This window comes from Candidatus Omnitrophota bacterium, from assembly GCA_028717245.1.
Classification (GTDB): domain Bacteria; phylum Omnitrophota; class Gorgyraeia; order Gygaellales; family Profunditerraquicolaceae; genus JAGUYA01.
Window position 1 is genome coordinate 12644 of sequence record JAQUOD010000008.1, and the last position, 15548, is coordinate 28191.

15 protein-coding genes and 1 pseudogene are annotated in these 15548 nt (G+C 43.6%); 1 reads left to right on the forward strand and 15 read right to left on the reverse strand.

What is annotated here, in order from left to right; all coding sequences use genetic code 11:
- Positions 1 to 137: 137 nt before the first annotated feature.
- Genes PHV44_05600 through PHV44_05615 form a run of 4 tightly spaced genes read right to left on the reverse strand, consistent with a single transcriptional unit; the run spans position 138 to position 2668 of the window.
- Complete coding sequence (locus PHV44_05600; GenBank protein MDD5592748.1) at positions 138 to 689, reverse strand: redoxin domain-containing protein; 552 nt, start codon at positions 687 to 689, stop codon at positions 138 to 140.
- A 49-nt stretch (positions 690 to 738) separates the two neighbouring features.
- The gene (locus tag PHV44_05605) at positions 739 to 1125 is read right to left on the reverse strand and encodes a hypothetical protein (GenBank protein MDD5592749.1); all 387 of its coding nucleotides are present in this window, start codon (positions 1123 to 1125) and stop codon (positions 739 to 741) included.
- Positions 1122 to 1538, reverse strand: coding sequence for an EamA family transporter (locus tag PHV44_05610; protein ID MDD5592750.1), 417 nt, complete (start codon positions 1536 to 1538; stop codon positions 1122 to 1124). Before PHV44_05610 ends, PHV44_05605 begins: the two co-directional genes overlap by 4 nt.
- Positions 1538 to 2668, reverse strand: a complete 1131-nt coding sequence (locus PHV44_05615; protein ID MDD5592751.1) for a GNAT family N-acetyltransferase — start codon at positions 2666 to 2668, stop codon at positions 1538 to 1540. Before PHV44_05615 ends, PHV44_05610 begins: the two co-directional genes overlap by 1 nt.
- Positions 2669 to 2726: 58 nt before the next feature.
- Here PHV44_05615 and PHV44_05620 point away from each other — a divergent pair, with 58 nt between their 5' ends.
- Entirely contained in the window at positions 2727 to 3941 is a 1215-nt protein-coding gene (locus tag PHV44_05620) for a DegT/DnrJ/EryC1/StrS aminotransferase family protein (GenBank protein MDD5592752.1), read from the forward strand.
- A 14-nt stretch (positions 3942 to 3955) separates the two neighbouring features.
- Here PHV44_05620 and PHV44_05625 read toward each other — a convergent pair whose 3' ends face one another.
- The 11 genes and pseudogenes from PHV44_05625 to PHV44_05675 form a co-directional block, all read right to left on the reverse strand.
- Positions 3956 to 4885, reverse strand: coding sequence for a hypothetical protein (locus PHV44_05625; GenBank protein MDD5592753.1), 930 nt, complete (start codon positions 4883 to 4885; stop codon positions 3956 to 3958).
- Between the two features lie 13 nt (positions 4886 to 4898).
- On the reverse strand, positions 4899 to 6308 hold the full coding sequence (locus tag PHV44_05630; GenBank protein ID MDD5592754.1) for an aminotransferase class III-fold pyridoxal phosphate-dependent enzyme: 1410 nt from the start codon (positions 6306 to 6308) through the stop codon (positions 4899 to 4901).
- Entirely contained in the window at positions 6305 to 6976 is a 672-nt protein-coding gene (locus PHV44_05635; protein MDD5592755.1) for an MtnX-like HAD-IB family phosphatase, read from the reverse strand. The genes PHV44_05630 and PHV44_05635 overlap by 4 nt, the downstream gene beginning before the upstream one ends.
- On the reverse strand, positions 6969 to 7868 hold the full coding sequence (locus PHV44_05640) for an alpha/beta fold hydrolase (GenBank protein MDD5592756.1): 900 nt from the start codon (positions 7866 to 7868) through the stop codon (positions 6969 to 6971). Before PHV44_05640 ends, PHV44_05635 begins: the two co-directional genes overlap by 8 nt.
- Positions 7869 to 8624, reverse strand: coding sequence for an AsmA family protein (locus PHV44_05645; protein MDD5592757.1), 756 nt, complete (start codon positions 8622 to 8624; stop codon positions 7869 to 7871).
- 102 nt (positions 8625 to 8726) lie between these two features.
- Positions 8727 to 9854, reverse strand: a complete 1128-nt coding sequence (locus PHV44_05650) for an ABC transporter permease (protein MDD5592758.1) — start codon at positions 9852 to 9854, stop codon at positions 8727 to 8729.
- Between the two features lie 48 nt (positions 9855 to 9902).
- Positions 9903 to 11042, reverse strand: coding sequence for an ABC transporter permease (locus PHV44_05655; GenBank protein ID MDD5592759.1), 1140 nt, complete (start codon positions 11040 to 11042; stop codon positions 9903 to 9905).
- A complete protein-coding gene (locus PHV44_05660) occupies positions 11014 to 11973 on the reverse strand; it encodes an ABC transporter ATP-binding protein (GenBank protein MDD5592760.1) in 960 nt (319 codons plus the stop codon). Before PHV44_05660 ends, PHV44_05655 begins: the two co-directional genes overlap by 29 nt.
- 83 nt (positions 11974 to 12056) lie before the next feature.
- A pseudogene (locus tag PHV44_05665) lies at positions 12057 to 12719 on the reverse strand (ABC transporter ATP-binding protein).
- Positions 12720 to 12728: 9 nt separating this feature from the next.
- Complete coding sequence (locus PHV44_05670) at positions 12729 to 13565, reverse strand: efflux RND transporter periplasmic adaptor subunit (protein ID MDD5592761.1); 837 nt, start codon at positions 13563 to 13565, stop codon at positions 12729 to 12731.
- On the reverse strand, positions 13562 to 15151 hold the full coding sequence (locus tag PHV44_05675) for a TolC family protein (GenBank protein MDD5592762.1): 1590 nt from the start codon (positions 15149 to 15151) through the stop codon (positions 13562 to 13564). The genes PHV44_05670 and PHV44_05675 overlap by 4 nt, the downstream gene beginning before the upstream one ends.
- Positions 15152 to 15548: the final 397 nt, after the last annotated feature.

Genomic DNA, 15548 nt, shown 5'->3' on the forward strand with positions numbered 1-15548 from the left:
ATTATAGTAGAAGTATCATAAAACTACTATTATAATAGTAGAATAAATAATGCAAAAAGTCAAGTAAAAAATAAAAAAGCCCATAAGAATTATGGGCTTACCTAAAGTAACGATTAGGCGTATTAACGCTACTACTTCTATTTATCTATGTTTTCATGAAGGAGAACTTGCAATAATTCCTTAACTCTGCCTATATCCTTAATCTCACCCGAAGCGTAATACCTGACTACCCCTCTCTTATCTATAATTATGCTGTTGCTTTCGTCTTTTTTGGCGCGATAAGCAATGGACATACTCCCGTCCCAGTCGCCGTATACGGTAATCCCCTCTTTCGCGGAACTCTCACGTAAACCCTTTTCCCAGGCCCCCTTAAATAAGACACCGTGGCAATTGATTACCGCTACCCTGACAATATCTTTTTTCACAGATTCGGCCTGCGCGGCATAAAAAATATTCAGCTCATCCTTTAGCTTACGGTTCTCTTCTACGGCACCTCTGGCTTCATAAAACAATACTACTATCTTGCCTTTGATATCGCTGCGGGTCAGTGTTTTTTTATCTGCAGAGACAACTTTAAAATCCGGGGCAGGATCGCCGATAAGCGTATTATTTGAAGAGGAAAATAGCTGCGGCGATGAAACAACTAACAAAAGCAGGACAATAAAAACAGGACGCATTCTAAAAGACATGCTTGCTCCCGATCATTAAACCATCCGGCGCATCTAAAAAATATATTGCTTAAGAAGTCAGGCTCACCAGGATTATCCCGGCGATAATAGAAATAGTGCCCATCCAGCGCTTGGGGCCTACCTTCTCTTTTAAGAAGATACGCGAGGCTAAAGCAATAAAAATATAATGCATGCTGTCTAAAGAAAAGGCGAGATTTAAGTCTATCTTAGAGAGGACAAAGAGCCAGATACATAAAGAAATTACGCTGAAAATAAAGCTAATCCATACCCGCGGGATAAGGATCAGCTTGATAATGAATTTCAATATTTTAACAATATTGGCGCTTAAGGAGACCCCTAAGGAATTGATGGCGGATTTCAAGAAAAGCTGATTGATAGTATCGCAGATACTCGTTAAGGCAATCAGGAATATAATAAAGGCGAAACTACACTTCACGGTGACTGATACTCCTTTTCTTTGCTGCTAAGGGAAACAAATATCACCCCTATTAAAATAAAAATTATCCCCACCCAGCGCAGCATGCTGATTTTTTCATGCAGGAAAATAATAGAAACTAAAGGAACGGCAATATAGCTGAAACTGCAGACAGGTACGGCAACGCTTAGGTCTATTTTAGAGAGGATAGCAGACCAGATGATGAAGGTAGCGGCAACCGATGCCAGGCCGGCCCATAAAAACGGCGAAGATAAAACCCCGAATAAAAAAACGAGGATATCCGAAAGGACCTTTATTTCAACGCTGCTTATGGAAAACGTGCTTTTTTTAAAACAGAAATGCGTGAGGGTCTCCAGCACATCCGAAGAGATTAAAATCAGTAATATCTTAAAGGTTATTTTTTTTCTGAACATCAAAGTTTATCTTTTAACAGTGCGTCAGATTTTTCCGGATTAAGGAATTTAGCCAATAAAGCCAGGATTGCATTGATTGCGCGGCTGTTATGCCTAAGGTAAGCGTAGAGCGGGATAAGTTTTGCCCCCAGTTTTAACTTTGCCCCGTAATCAGTCTGGCCGGTCTGATACGAACTTATCTTGTGCTTCAGGCACCACTCTACATTATAACACCAGCTCAGATAATAAAGGTGTACCTGTTGGGATATATCATAATCAAAACCGATGAATTTATCAATAAATAAATCCGGATATACGAAACAGAGATTAAAGGCGGCCAACCTTCCATTTACATAATAGAGAAAAAATTTAGCCTGCCCAGGCATCTCCTTGCCTGCGTTTAAGAAAAACTGCGGGGTGAGCTTCTCGAATTTGGTCATTCCCGCGCCGTAAGTATTCAGGTAAAGCCGGTAGATATCTTCTATTATTTCACCAACGCAATCTACTGCCTTAACGCTAATCTCTGCCGTAGAATAAGCTTTTTTGATTTCCCGGCGCAGGTTCTTTCTGGTAGCGCTGCCCAGGCTGGATAGGTAATCGTCAAAAGAAGAAAAACACCCTAGTTGTGTCACCGCGCAGGGAAAACTCTTTACTTTAAAAAACCTATAAGGCAGGAGCGCATCCAGAAACAGAGTTTCTTTTGGTAGGAAATCTTTAAAGAGAATCAAAGGTATCTTCTTTTCCTGGCAAAAGCCTTCTATCCCTTTAACTAACTCTGCAATCAGCTCATTTTTATGCTCAAAAGAATCCCTGACACCCGCCACGCCATTCTCTCCGAAAGGAGAACCGCAGAACAGCGTCTTGACCACGAGTAAACGCGGGAAAATTCTGCGCAGGAGTTGGATGCCGCCTGCGATAAACTTACCTGCAGCAATATCCAGGTTAAAATCGGCAATGAATAAAGGCGCAATAAAAACAATGCCGTCTCCTTCAGATAAAATAAGATAATGGAAACTAAATTCCCGCAGGCAGGAACTTTCTAAGAGTTCATAGAAAGGGTATCCTTCGGGCGCATCTTTAAAAACCGCATCCCAATCATCCCTTTTTATTTTACTGACAGAATCTACAATACGAGCGGTAATGTTTAGCATAATAAGTACCTTGAATTTTGTGCTATTTTAGCATAAAATAGTCATATATTAAATAAAAATGAGCCTATTACGAGAGATTCCTCCTACCGCAGGGTTTCCTTTTTATGCCGGAGACATCCTCTCCCTCTTTTCAGGACAGGCAGGGAAAGGCTCTTTAGAAGAAGATTTCCAGTCATATCTGGGCGTACCTTTTGCCAGGGTCACTTATTCGGGCACCGCGGCTTTTTATTTTATTTTAGAGGCCATAAAAACACTCTCTCCTAAAAGAACTATTATCATCCCTGCCTTTATCTGCCCCCTCATACCTCTGGCAATAAAAAGGGCCGGATTAAAAATCCTCGTATGCGATATACAGAAAGATAATTTTAATTTCGATTCCCGGCAGCTTAGGGAATTATGCCTAAGTAATCCGGATATCCTGGCGATTGTCGCCGTGCATTTAGGCGGAATACCCGTAGACTTTGATTCTATGCAAGAAATCACCCGGGAAAATAAAATATTTATTATTGAGGACTGTGCCCAATCACTGGGGGCGATGTACAAAAATAAAAAGACCGGGGCACTGGGGGACTTCTCCTTCTTTAGCCTCTGCCGCGGTAAGGGCCTGACTATTTACGAAGGCGGCGTTATTGTCACCGGAGAAACTGCCTTTGCCCCGTTAATTGAAAAAACAATCCAGCGCCTCTCCCATAAAGACCCTCTCTCTGAAGGCTTAAAAATACTGGAATTATTCGGATACTGGCTTTTTTACAGGCCGCGCCTCTTCTGGTTTGTCTTTAATGCCCCCCGGCTCTTTTGGTCCTGGCGCAGGCAGCCAGAGAGGGCAGCCGGAGAATATTATACCCCGGATTTTCCGCTGCATGCAGTATCAGAGTTCAGGAAGAGAATCGGCCACCTGACTTTTACGCGCCTGGATCAGGAAATAAACAAACAAAGGCAAAGAGTATCCGAATACCTAAAATTATTAGAAGATATTCCCGGGATACATTTGATTACCGCGCCCGCAGAAAATTATGCAAGCTATCCCTACCTGACCCTGCTTTTTGATCATCCCTCCCAAAAAAATAAAGCTGCACAAATTTTGGCTAAAACAGGGCTAGGCGTATCTATAATCTACCTTGCGGCCATTAATGATTATGCATATTTAAAAGATATCATCCCGCCCCAGGACGCGCCCAACGCCCGTTACCTCGCCCAAAGGCACATCAGCCTCTCTACCAGCACCTTCCTGACTAAAGCAGACCTGGACCGTATCGCAAAAATACTATCTTAAATTTTCTTATGCTTTTAATCAATTAAGGTTTCTAAAATCCTAAGGTTAGTATCCTGGTTGGTGGCGTGGATAAGAGAATCCGAGGAATGATTTGCGGCTACATCTTTGGGGTGGTCTAAGCGCGAGAAAAACGCCTTAAACTTAGAAGCCAATATAACCGGAGAATATTCTCCGGTTATGTCTACACCGATTATCTCCAGGTGATCCCTGATTACCTTCAGCATCAGCAGGAGTTCTTCTAACGAAAGCAAACCCTCTTCCCAATTAGTCAGGGCATATTCTCTTTTCAGGCAATCCTTATCTATGGAAACATATACCTGCCTGGTAGGCAAAGATTGAATAACGCTAAGAAAAAAATCCGCTAAATTCTTTCCGGCAAGCTCGCTCCAATATATCTGACTGCCCAAAAAACATTTTTTAAGCCTTAGGGAATCATTCTGCGGGATATCCCGTAAAAAAACACGCGATGGTTTATGGTAATAAGGATATATCCTGACCCGGCTATCCTTAAGTGAGCCTAGATTCCCGCTCTGAATATACCCGGTAGAAATATCATTTGAGGCAATTCCCACTAACAGGCATTTTTTAATATTTTTATTTTTCAACGCCTGTGTTACCCATGAGCCGCAGCCATACTTAGGCGGAATGATATCCCAATCCGGATGAAAATCAAAAACTACTAATGAAAATGGTTCATCGGACTGATCAATCAAAATAGAGCTGATATGATGAAAGTCCCCCGAACCTAAAAAAATAAGGGAATTTTCTGCCAGGCCACACAGCCGCCCTTCAATAGCCAATTTTGTTTTTTTATCCATCCAAAGCCTTACCCTGGGGCCAAAAGCAGACAAGTCTATAATCTGTGGGCTATATTTTTGAAGGATCTCTTGTTGTTTTATCAGGCTGGCATCAAAATCCAGTATGCGGATATTCTGAATGGACATTAAGGAAGGTTTTTTAGGATTTTTTAAGTGCCCTCGAGAGGGCCTCTTCAAAAAGATCGACTGCCAGGTCTATTTCATCCTGGCTGATATATAAGGAAGGCGCTAGAGTAAAAACATTCTTATAATAACCGCCCACATCGAGTACGAGGCCCCTCTTTTTACCTCCTACACTCAACGTGCCGCTTAAACCTATATTAGTGACGGCATCAGTAAGTTCTTTGTTAGGGGTAAAACTGTCTTTCTGGCACATTTCTATTCTTATAGCCAGGCCCAGCCCCCCTACATGGCCGACTTGAGGGTATTTTTTTGTAAGCTTACGCAGCCTGGATACAAAATACTCGCCTTTTTTAGGCACCTCTACTGCAAAATTGGACTCATCTATTAGGTTCAATGTCTCAAGGCCCACTGCCGTGCCCAAGGGATTGGAAGAAAATGTGGAGTGTGTTGAACCGGGAGGGAATACATTGGGTGAAATTAATTTTTCTTTTGCCCAGATGCCCGATAAAGGGTTGAGTCCGTTGGTCATGGCCTTACCGAAAACAATGATATCCGGAGCCACATTAAAATGTTCAATGGCCCAGAATTTTCCTGTCCTGAAGAAACCCATCTGAATTTCATCGTCTACCATGAGTATATTGTGCCTCTCCAGGATTTCTTTGAGGCCGGAAAAATATTCCTGGGGAGGCACCACGTAACCGCCCGTGCCCTGTACGGGCTCAATATAAAAAGCCCCGAATTCGCTCCTGCCTGTTTTATGATTTGAAGCAGAATGGTATTCGGTTTCAAATAATTTTTCAAATTGCTTGAGGCAATACAAATCGCAGAAATCCCTTTTCTTTTCATAGGAACACCGAAAACAATAAGGGTAAGGTATAAACCATGCCCTATCGGAAAAATGGCCGAACCTCTCTCTGTACCTGTAGCTTGATGTAATAGCTGAAGCCGCCAGGGTCCGGCCGTGATAACCGCCCATAAATGCAAACATCAAATTTCTGCCCGTATGGCCCCGGACGATCTTAAGTGAATCCTCTACGGCAGCCGAACCGCCCACATTAAAATGCACCCTGCCTTTTTCTTCAAAAATCGTGCTGATTCTCCGGGAGAGCTTTGTCGCCAGCCGGATTTTTTCTTCATGGAGATACTGGCAGGCCAGCTGCGGGAGTTTGTCTATTTGTTTTTTCAGGGCCTCGTTTAATCTCGGATTTTTATACCCGAAATTAGCGGCAGAATACCACATCTGCAGGTCAAGGTATTCCCCGCCATCCTGGTCATATAGATATATGCCTTCGGCGCGGTCAAAGATATTTAATTTTTCCGCGTAGTGGACCGTATCGCCCCAGGAACAATACTCTGACTCCAATTGCAGAAGCTCATCAATCCTAGTCCTCTTGGGCTTTTGCGCTACCTTCTCTTTATAATTCATATCTCTAACCCCCTGAAATAACCGGTAATATCCTCTAAGTTATTAAACGCCAGGCAAAGCCTTTTATTTTTTCTAAAGTAATTCAACAAGCTCTCCTTGGCAAACAATATATCCGAACACTCTGCGGGGCAGACATCGGAAAGCCCGTCTCCTATATAAATAATAATTTTATCTCTAATATTCTTCCTAAGCAAGTTTTTCTTTTTGCAGTGGGCGCAGCGCAGGCAACGCTTATTGGCGTAAGGGAACGAAGGAATAATCCTGTCTTTATGGAATTTCAAGCTGTTAGCATACACCTTTATCCCCCTTATCCCGTTATTACGCAGGATAGTCTCTATGATAAAGGTAAAATTATCGCTTAAGATAATCGGTTTTATCTTCTCCCTTTTCAACATATTGAAGAAATTATAAAAATGCGGGTCAATCCTGATCCGGGAGAGATATTCTAATAAACCTTTCTTGGTCACCCTGACCGAGCGTAACTGCCCTTCTAAACAAGCCTGCGAACCTATCTCGTGCCTCTTCCAGGCATTCTCCAGGGCTATCCATTCGGTATTGATGGAAAAATGCTCTATGATATCATCCAATATGTCGGAAAGGGTGATGGTATTATCAAAATCAAAAAAGACCATGCACTGCGATAAATAAGGAAGCCTGATATTACGCACCTTTTAAATCTCCCCCGATACGCTTAAAGAAACTATCCATCGCCTCTGCTACCTTATCGCGCTCCTGGTCAGCGGTAATAATATGATAAGAATCATGAAGAAGCACTATCTCTTTCATTTCGGATTTAATCTTATCGTAAATAAATTGCGAATTCTTTACGCTGGTAACATCGTCGTTTTTTGCCTGTATTAACTGAACCGGGGCATTAATATATCCCAGTTTTTTAGTCAAGTGTCTCACTAAAAGGCGCAATTGATATAAGAGGGTTACGGGAAAATAAGGATAACCGTAGCGCGCCACGCCCTCCATATCGGATATGCGGGCCTTATTATAATACCTGTGTACAACTTTACGCAACTGCTCGTTCTTGATGCCATAGGGTGAGTCTTCTTTAAAATAAGAGAAATGCTTTAAGAAGGTATGTGATGCTAAAGGCAGGAAACACTGATACCACGGCGCGTTCCAGCCGTCATAGAATAATGTAGGCGATAAACAACTCACCCCCGCTACTCTCTGCGGGAATTCCTCCGCAAGGAGTAATGCCAAAAGCGCACCCAGCGATAAACCCGACACAAATATTAATCCTTTTCCTGAGTTAATCTTCATAAAGGCCTCACGCACTGACTGATAACATTCCTGCCAGGTGGTATTCTTTAATACCTCCATAGGCTCACCATGGTTTGCCAGGACCGGGCAGAGAGTGGCGTATCCTCTGCTGTTTAAGAAACGCGCCAAAAAACTCATTTCATGGGGAGTCCCGGTGAGGCCGTGGATAAGGATTACGGTAGAGCCGTTATTGCCTTCTAAAAAAATCCCGTTTTTCTGCGAAAGATTATCCGCTGATTTGAAACCGCTCTTTTTCCTGAAATTAAAGTAGAATTTAACTGACATCTAGTCTTTGCTAAAAAGCAGCTTAAAGGGCAAGGTAGCGATCCCCCAGGCATCCCTTGCTCCGGTCTTTGCCGTGCCCCAAGCAGCATCTGCTGTGCCTTTTATCTGTGAAAGAAGCTGCACAAAGGTAAGGTCAAGCAATTTTCCGATCTCGGTATTCTCTATTGCTTTATAAATAGCCATCTTCACTACCGCATTTTCATCCTTCAGGCCGACAAATGCCGTATTTTTTATTCCTATATGATATTTATATTCTTTCGGGGGTTTGGCGGTATAATCCGTATATTTTACATCGCCGATACTCAAGACCACGATATCAAAATAAAAATCCGGCTCATCGCCGGCGTCTTCTTTTTTAGGGGAAACAATCCCGTCTATATTTATCTTACCCCCCTTATTTTTGACGATATTCAACTGTTTTAAGTCCATGGCAAAAAGATAAATATCGGGTTTTTTACGGATCAGGACTTCCCAGGGGTCAAACACCAGGTGGATATAATCTAGATAGGCAAGCTCCTCTTGCGGGAAGCCTGCGGGATTATGCACGGTTATCCCTTTTACGGCGATATGGGTCAGAAGCGGCGAAAACTCTATTTTATCTATGGTAACTTTGATCCCCAGGGTCTCTTCTATTTTACTCTCGACTATCTCCTTTATCCTGAGGTGCTTCACAATAGAAAAAACGGCGATTAAAAGAATAACCAGGGCAATAAAAACTATCCCCAGAGAAATAATCAGCCTTCTTAAAATTTTCATCCTTTAAAGACCTTTCTTAAGATTCCGCAAGGAAAACTTCTCTATTTACGTATAGCAGATTATATCCGTAATACCTCGCTCTATCAAGAATTTTCTCTATCCCTATCCCAAACTCTTACGGAATTTCATGGCGCTTAAGGTAATCACCACCAGGCCCATAATGAATAATGGCATAAGCTGGGTCCAGAGAATATCAATCCCCACCCCTTTTAGAAATATACTCCTGATCACCACCATAAAATAACGCAGGGGATTTATAATGGTAAACCACTGGATAACCTTGGGCATATTGGCTATGGGGTAAGCAAAACCGGATAAGAGGACTGTCGGCATATAAAAGAGAAAAACCGACATCATTGCCTCCTGCTGGGTGGAGGATATCGTGGAGATAAACAGGCCTATCCCTAAAGTGGTGAACAAATATATACAGGTAGAAAAAAGCAATAAAAGCAAATTTCCTCTTAAAGGTATATGAAACCAGACTACACCCAGTATAGTAATCAGGGTAATCTGGATCAGCGCGATTACGCCAAAAGGAAGAAGCTTTCCTATAATAAGCTCAATGGGCCTTAGGGGGCTGACCGTCAGCTGCTCCATAGTGCCAATCTCCTTCTCTTTTACTATGGCCATGGCGCTCAATAAAAGAGACATCACGGTCACAATGGTAGCGATTACCCCGGGCAGATAATAATTTCTGGAGATGAGGTTTCCGTTAAACCAGGCGCGGTCCCGCAAATCTACGCTGGGCATATTTGATACCTCACCGCTTGCCGCAGCTTCCTCTTTCATCAGGTCAACCTGATAGTTATTTACTATCGTATTGGCATAGCCCATGATAATCATGGCTGTATTTGAGTCTGTGCCGTCAAAACTAAACTGCACGGCCGCGTCTTTTCCGGCGTTAAGGTCGCGGCCAAAACCGCGGTCAATGTGAATAACTACGCTAGATAGCCCCTTATCCAGCACTTCGTTTTGCTCCTTTTCGCTATTGAGATAACGTTCGGGAACAAAATATTTGGAGTAGGTGAACCGGCGCAGGAGCTCACGGCTCTCCTTGGTATTATCACGGTCAAAAATCGCCGTGGGGACATAATTGATATCTTTATTGGCGGCATAGCCAAATAGAATTATCTGCAGAAGCGGGGTAATAAAAATAACTGTCTTCATCCGCGGGTCGCGGAAGATTTGTTTAAATTCCTTTATCAGGATAGCCCTTGCCCGTTCAAACATTGGCACTTTAATTTTTTGTTCAGCATGAAATCCCGCAAAGCGGAATAATTAAGCCACCTTTTTCCTGAATTTCCTTACCGCAAAAGTCAACATCACAGAGGCAAATAACAAAAGGAAAACCGCCTCATCCCACATCGTGCGTATCGTGCCGCCTTTTAAAAATAACTCTCTTAATATCACGATGTAATAACGCGCAGGAACAAGATAAGTAACTGCCTGGATTGCCTTGGGCATATTAAAAATCGGGTAAATAAACCCCGAGAGAAGCATAGTCGGTATCATGGTGGTCAGGCTGGCCAGCTGGCTAGCCATCAATTGCGTCCGGGCAACTACCGAGATTAATATCCCCTGCGACAATGCCCCGGTTAAAAATAATGAACTTAAAATAATCAGCAAAAGATAGCTGCCCCGAAAAGGCACGCCAAACAAAAATCTGGCCATAATCACGCCTATTACCAGGTCAAAGAACCCGATAGTAAAATAGGGGATGAATTTACCGATGATCAGTTCCGGGGCCTTTACGGGAGTGGAAATTAATTGCTCCATGGTGCCCCTCTCCCATTCCCTGGCTACAGTTAAGGAACTGAGCAGTGCCGCAATAATCATAATAATCATGGCGATGACGCCGGGAATAATAAACCAGGTGCTGACTAGGCCCATATTAAACCAGATCCTGGAACGGGCATCCAACGTTTTGGCCTGTTTAAGGCCGTGCTGTGCGAGCGCGCTAGTTAAAAGGTCGACATTATATTTGGCGACTACCGAGCGCACATAGCCCATGGCTATAGTCGCGGTATTGGCATCGCTTCCGTCCACAATCAATTGCAAAGGCGCAGTTTTTCCGGACCTGATATAATGTGAAAAATCTTTAGGTATGATCAGCGCCATCAATATATCTCCGCTGTCAATCTTATGCTCAATATCGCGGTAGTTATCGGTATAGCCGATTATTTCAAAATACTTGGAATTTTTAAAATTAAGCAGAAAATCGCGGCTAAACTGCGAGCCGTCCTGGTTCCAGACGATGGTGCGCACGTGGTCAATATCCAGAGAGAGCCCGTAGCCGAAAATCAAAAGCAGGAATATCGGAATCGCTAATGCCATTGATAGCGACCTCGGATCGCGCTTAATCTGGATAAATTCCTTCCAGGCTAAAGCCTTAATTCTTTTTAGATTCTGAACGGTCATATTCTTCTATCGAAGAAACAAATACGTCTTCCAGAGAAGGCATAATTTTATTTACGGTAAAATCGCCTGCCTTTTCTTTCTGCAGGAATCCCTCTATCGCCGGGATGGCCTTTTTGCTGTCATAAACAACGGTATGGATAGTCGCCCCAAAGAGCGCTGCTTCTTTGACGCCCTCGATTTTACTAACCCTATCCAGCCAGTCCTGGGAATTAGCTATAGCAATCTCAAGCACCTCATCCTTCATATATTTAGTCTTCATCTCCCGTGGGCTGCCCTGGGCGATAATTGTGCCGCGGTAGATTAAAACCATACGGTTTGTATTCTCCGCCTCATCCATATAATGGGTGGTGATAAATACGGTTACACCTAAACCAGCCAGCTGCTTTATAATGCCCCAGAAATTAGCGCGGGTTATAGGGTCAACCCCTGAGGTCGGCTCATCGAGGAATATAATCTTTGGCTTATGCAGTAACGCGCACCCTAAGGCCAGGCGTTGCTTCCACCCTCCGGCAAGCGTAGCAGTAAGGCTTGACTCCATCCCTTCCAATCCTGCGGTGCGAATCGTCGCCTCAAAGCGCTCTTTTTTCTCCTTACGCGGAATTTTATATATGCCGCTGTAAAAATTAATATTCTCCTCAACGGTCAAATCATTATAAAGAGAAAATTTCTGCGACATATAGCCGATATGCTCTTTTATTTTATGCTGCTCTTTGATAATATCAAAACCTCCTACCCGGCCGCTGCCTGAGGTAGGAGAAATAATGCCGCAGAGCATCCTGATAGTCGTAGATTTACCCGCGCCGTTAGGGCCTAAGAATCCAAAAATTTCACCCTTATTAACTTCAAAATTAATCCGGTTGACTGCGGTAAAATCTCCGAATTTTTTTTCCAGGTTCTGGACGCTGACTGCGATATTATTATCGGGGCTCATGATGAAACTTTGCGCTCCTTTGCCTCGCATTCTTTTATAATAGTGATGAATGCCTCTTCGAGGGTTTTGACATTACGCTCTTTTTTGATTTTATCAGGAGAATCGCAGCGTAAGAGTTTCCCTTTATGCATCAGGCCCACCCTGCCGCAGCGTTCGGCTTCATCAAGATAACAGGTAGAGCAGAAGATAGTGACTTTTTCTTTGAGCAGATCATAGAGTATATTCCAGAAATCCCTGCGGGAGACCGGGTCTACGCCGTTAGTGGGCTCATCCAGGAATAAGACCCGCGGGGTATGAATTAATGCGCAAGCTAATCCTAGTTTCTGTTTCATGCCTCCGGAGAGTTTTCCGGCAAAACGCTGCTTAAAAGGCAGGAGCCCGGAAAAACCCAAGAGCCGCTCAATAGCCTCGCTGCGCTTATCCTTGGCAATGCCGTAAACATCAGCGTAAAAATTGATATTCTCCATTACGCTCAATTCTTCATAAAGCCCGAAACGCTGCGACATATAAGCAATATTTTCTTTAAGGGGCTCTGCTTCTTTGACAGTATGCCTGTTATAAACCCAGGCCTCTCCGGATGTAGGCTCCAGGATTCCGGTTAAAAGGCGCATGGTAGTTGTCTTGCCTGCACCGTCAGGCCCGACTAAACCGAAGATTTCGCCTTCTTGGACTTCCAGATTAAGCTGGTCTAGAGCAGTCAGATCGCCAAATTTACGGGTGAGGTTTTCGGCCTTTATGGTAATCATCGATGAATTTTACTCGAGTATTATGTAAGCGTCTGCGGGCATGCCGGGTTTTAAATCCAGGCTGGAATTATCCGCCCTAACCTTTATCCTATAAACATACTTTACTCTTTCTTCGTTAGTCTGGATGTATTTAGGAGTGAATTCTGCCTGGCTGGATATAAAAGAAACCCGGCCACTATATTTTTTGCCGCGATAAGTATCTGTTTCTACGTAGGCCTTCTGGCCTAATTTTACTTTGCCTAAATCATACTCGTTGATATAAGCAGTAACCCAGATATTATCCAAATTTACGGCAGTAAAAACCGGGGCACCCGGTTGTACTACCTCTCCGGCCAGAGCGCTCTTAACCAGTACGTAGCCATCCAGGGGGCTGGCCAGGTCTGCCCAGCCTAATTTCGTATTCGCCAATTCCAGAGAAGCGCGTAGCTGTTTGATATTGGCGGAATCAGTATCCATCTGGGTCCTGGCTGCATCGCGCTTCTGTGCGGAGATTGCCCCTGCCTTGAGGAGGTTTTCAGCTCTTATATAGTCATCGTAATCGAGTTTATACTGGTATTCGGCAAGCTTCAGCGCTGCTTCTGCCTCGGCCTTGACTTTGCTCAGTTCGTCCTTGTTCAGCCGGGCGACAATATCGCCTTTTTTGATCACCATGCCTTCATCGCTCAAGAGTTCCTCGATTTGCCCCTGCACCCGAAAGGATATGCGCACATCATCGCCTTCGATGATACCCGAAGCTTTGATAATCTTACCGTTAGCGCCCCTCTCTTTTAAGATAAAAACTCCTGCGGCTAAAACAGCGATAATCAAAACTCCGGCTATAATCATAAACTTTATTTTTTTCTTCATTTCTCCTCCTCTACCAGGCCCCTGCCCATAACCCTATCCAGCTTTGCCTGGGCCATAATATAATCATAAATACCTTCACTAAGGTTCTTTTCTACTTTAGCTAAAGAGACCTGCGCATCCAGAACATCCAGGTTTATGCCCACGCCGTTATTGTAACGGACATAGGAAATCTCTAACGCTTCCTTGGCATCCTGGAGATTATCTTCCTGCGATTTTATCAGTGATGATGCCTCTACCAGGTCCAGGCAGGCTTGCCTTACGTCCACAGCCACCTGGTCGGCTAAATTCTCTTTCCCGATAACTGCCTGCATGTATTTTGCCTTGGCCGCATCCACCTTTGCCTTGGTAGAAAATCCGTCGAAGATGGGCACGCTTACGGAAAGCCCTATATTCCAGTTATTATGCTTATTATTAAACATATTTGCGTAATTATTGGAGCGGTACGAATATTCCGCGCTTGTCTCTACCTGCGGAAGCCAGCCTGCCTTAGCGTATTTAATCGCCCACTTGTTGATATCTATGCCCAGGGACTTTAAAATCATCTCCGGCTCATTCAAATAAGCCTCTTTCAAGAAATCCACTTCCTTTATTTCAAACGGCGCATAAACTAATTTATCGTTGATAATTATCTTATCGCTTATCCTTAAGCCGAGTAATTTATTCATTTCGGCGATAATCAAGTCTATGGAATTCTGCGCGTTGATTAACTGCGGCATGAGCAGGGAAACCTGCACCTTGGACTGTAAGACATCAAACCGAGAAGAAGTCCCCTGTTTAAAATTGTGTTTTACTTCCTCATAATGGCTCCTGGCCTGCTCTACTAAATCTTCTGCGATACGCCTTGTCTCATAAGCAAGCAAGAGCCCGTAATAAAGCCGCTTGGCTTCAAACTCCACGTTAAGTTTTGTCGCCCTTAAAGTCTCTCTCTGTTCTTTTAAGGCAAGCTGCGCCTCTCTTAAGGCAGCCAGATTGGCCCCTCCGTTATAGAGAGTGTCATTTATGCTAATTCCCATAGTGTTATCGTTTTTGTAACCGCTGAATATCCCGTTATCCTTCTTGGTAGCGCTAGTTGAAGATGCCAGCACCGCGCCGTTACGGGTATAACCGGCATTAAAATCAACTTTCGGCAGGAATTCGCTTCTGGCATTTAAGATATCGGCATCGGCTATTTTCAGCGCATACTCCTGTATCCGGATATCCTTGTTGTTCTTAAAGGCAATCTTAATCGCATCCTTTAGCGAGGAAAGCGACAAGGCCTGTGATTTTTGCTCATCGCAAAAACCTGGGCCGGAACCGGCAAGGATAAAATTAAAGATAGCTATGATAATTATCAGATTAGCTATCTTTTGAACGATTGCCCTAAATTCCTTATATAGGGGGTAATTTTCATTGGCGCTGAAAAAGCGGGCGTTAGCCTTGAAACTACTCTGCAAGACCCCCTGTTTTTCCAGCTTATAAAGGGTCCTTTGGAAGACCCCCGGCTTAACCCTGAGCATACGGCCCAGCTCCTGGATATAAAACTGCTGCTGGGGGCGCGCGTAAAAAACTCTTAAGAGTTTAAGGGTATTTTTGGAAAACTGTATCATCGGTCTGTATCCCTATATGCAATTAGCATATAAATATATTAATATTAGATATAATTATATGCAATGAGCATATATTTGTCAAGTTATTTTTTTACTAACTCAATCCCATTTCCTCTCTCGCAAGAGGTGCTTATCCCGTAAATGAATCTGTCAGTTTTCTCGCTCAAGTCGGTTTTTTAACGCCAATGATCTTTCGCATTTCGGTGGCTGCAGAACTCGCAGCATTTGTTCTAACAAATGCTGCTCAAACAGCTTCGCCATCCCCGTTTTGTCGCTTCGCTCCACGGGGATTCCCTCAATGCTCAAGCTCCATTGGCTAAAACCTCCATTCGCTCGAAAACCGCCAGATTCATTTATTGTGACTCGTCAGATTCATATTTAGCGGGTGGCTTGGGTG